Source organism: Blastomonas aquatica (assembly GCF_014639875.1).
Lineage (GTDB): Bacteria > Pseudomonadota > Alphaproteobacteria > Sphingomonadales > Sphingomonadaceae > Blastomonas > Blastomonas aquatica.
In genome coordinates this window covers 1-2,911 of the sequence record NZ_BMGD01000014.1, presented here as the reverse complement: position 1 = coordinate 2,911, position 2,911 = coordinate 1, and the positions used below count along the sequence as shown (strand labels likewise).

At 63.2% G+C, this 2,911-nt stretch carries 1 protein-coding gene; it reads right to left on the bottom strand.

Going from position 1 to position 2,911, the window contains the following annotated elements; genetic code table 11:
* Positions 1 to 55: 55 nt before the first annotated feature.
* Positions 56 to 2,911 (bottom strand): Ti-type conjugative transfer relaxase TraA (gene traA / locus IEW00_RS17320; protein WP_188515685.1); only part of this gene is annotated, 2,856 nt, incomplete at its 5' end.

Genomic DNA, 2,911 nt, shown 5'->3' with positions numbered 1-2,911 from the left:
CCATCGGTATTTCGTCGGGACTGGGGTCGGAATCGGCATCATCCATTCCGCACGCCTACATCCCCATCCCCAGTCCACGCGAGAGACCGAGCGATTTCTGGAGGTCCTGAGACAGCGTTTTCTTGCTCATGGCGTCCAGCCCAAGCTGCGGACGCCGGTTTGCCAGCACAGACTCAAGCTGCGGATCTCGCTCCAACCCTTTCGCCATACCAATCAGAGAGGCCCGTACCTTGTCAGAAGCCGACCAGCTGCCGCTCTTGCGAAGTCCCTTGTACTGCTCGGACTGCCGCTGCCACTGATCGACAAAGACATCGGCCCGCCGCTCATTGGCAGCCGCAATGCGCTGCGCCTCGATACGCAACTTCGCCTGCTGCTCCATCGCCTGGATCGCCCGATCGGTGCGGCCCTTTACTGCCTCAGGGATCAGGCTGAGGTCCCTGTTCACCGCCTTGCGCAGATCGCCAAAGCTGTCCGGCGTCAGCGCGTTGAGCTCCGCCCCGGCTTTGTTCAGCGCAGTCCGCTGCGAAGACAGCGGCTGAAGCCCCTTGTCGCGCATGGCGACAATGTCCTGCGCCACTCGCGCAAACCGCTGCACGGCCTTGTCGAAAGCTTGTTTGTCGCTCGCGTGTTCCGGCAATGCGACTTTCACCCGCGCCTGCGCAACCGGCTCGCGCTGGGGCGTTGCAGACGCGCCCTTGAGCAGATCGGCCAGGTAGCCGCTGCGACTGACCTTCAAACCAGCGCGACCCTCAAGCTGCGGCCGGGAGACCTCAGCTGTCTTTTCCGGCTGCCGGGCGTAATCGCTGGCCATATCCTTGCCCCGCTCTCGGCTGAGCGTGCGCACCAGCGCCTTGCGATCGGCAAAGTCATCCTTACCGTAGTGTAGATCGACCTGAGAGCGATGCCGCGACAGCGCGACATAGGCCCCATGGCTATCCATGCCCGGTGTCGCCAGCAGCTTGACCTGGTCGACTGTCATGCCCTGCGCCTTGTGGATGGTCGCTGCATAGCCATGATCGATATGGGCATAATCCTTGAGGTCGAACGCCACGGCTTTGCCATCGTCGAGCTTCACCGACATGCGCAAAGCGCTGACGCTCTCGACAGTGCCGAGCGATCCGTTCTTCACGCCCAGCGAGCGCTCATTCTTCAGGAACATGATCCGGTCTCCATCGGCAAACATCCGCGCGCCGCGCTCAACCTTCAACGCAACGTCTTCGCCCAGATCACCGCTGGCCTGAACCTTCTCGCGCACCGCTTCGTTGAGCGCCCGGACCTCGTCATTGGTGTGCGTCAAGATGATCCGGCTGGCATCTGGCTTCGCCTGCCGGTCCCGATCCCAGGCATCGACAAGATCGGCGCGCGCCACTTCACGTGTCTCGGCAACATGGATGTTCCCAGCCTGCTCATAGCGACCGAGCGCCTCGCCCGTTCTGCCGGTGGCCAGCTCGCGCGTCGCTTCTCGCTGCCAGTCGATCTGCTGCCGCCGGATCGAAGCGATCTCCACCGCGCCATGGCGCTCCGCCGCAGCACGGAACGCAGCGCCTGCCTCGATCGCCTGCAACTGCTGCGGATCGCCGACCATCACGACCTTCGCACCAGCGCGCTCGGCTTCAGAGATTACACGCTCCATCTGACGCGTGCCAAGCATGCCAGCCTCATCGATAACCACGATATGAGTGCTGGTGAGCTTCTCTCTGCCCTGCGCCCATTGATGCTCCAGGCTGGCGAGCGTGCGCGATGGGATGCGCGAGCCATGCTCCAGCCCTTCGGCTGCAATGCCGGACAGGGCTGCCCCCTGCACCGTATAGCCAGCGCGCTCCCATGCCTCGCGCGCTACCCCCAGCATCGCGCTTTTCCCCGTTCCGGCATATCCGATGACGTTGCTGACGCCCTTGGCCGATGTGACATGCTCCAGCGCGCCGCGCTGCTCGGCGGACAGGTCCATGCCGCGCGACTTTGCATTGGCCAGAGCAAGTTCGCGATAGCGATCAGGCACGGCATGGCTGCGCCGTGCTTCGAGCCGGATCGTCGCACGCTCAAGCCGCTGTTCGGTCTCGATCATCTCGCGCGAAGTGAACCGGTCGTTGCCCTTGCCGTCCTTGCCCAGCGCTATGAGCTCTGGCGCACTCTTCACCGCCGACATCACCGCATCAAACTGCTCCTTGTCGGCACTGTGGCGATGCGCAAACATCGCAAGATCGCGCGTCGTGAACGTGGCCTGCTGATGCGTGATCGCATTGAGGGCAATGTTCGGATCGGCAATGATCTTCGCGCCGTTCGATCGCGCGATATCGGCATGCTCAGCCAAGCGCTCGGGCGAAAGCCCCTCGCCCGCCATGCGCGATGCCGCTGCGCCGATCTTGGACTGTGGTTCGAGGTCGATGCCTTGTGCTGCCAGTGAGCGATGATCGATCCGTGCATCGATATCGAGGTCGGCCATGCGCTGGTTCGCATGGTCAGCCCAGGCTTCGCGCCAGTGGGTCAGCAGTTCAGTGCGGTTCCAGTCGCGCACCTTTGCGCCAAATGTCGCGCTCCCATCTTCGCCGACAACGATCTCGCGCATAGTCAGCATCACATGCGCGTGCGGCTTCGTCTCGCCATCTGCGCCGATGTCCCAATGGACATTGAGATCGGCGATCATGCCGCGATCGACAAACTCGGCTTTGACAAAGTCCCGCGTCAGCTCGATCGCCTGCTGCTGGGTCATCTCGCGTGGCAGAGCGAACTCGATCTCGCGGGCCAGCTGCGCGTCCTTGCGTAGCTCGGCAGCCTCAACATCGTTCCAGAGCTGCTCGCGATCGGACCAGGCTTCATTGGCCCCTTCGGGCAGCATGACTTCGCTGTGGACGACACCGGCCTTGTTGGTGAAGTCGTGCGTGCGCCCGAGCCGGTCGTCGTGCAGCTTCTC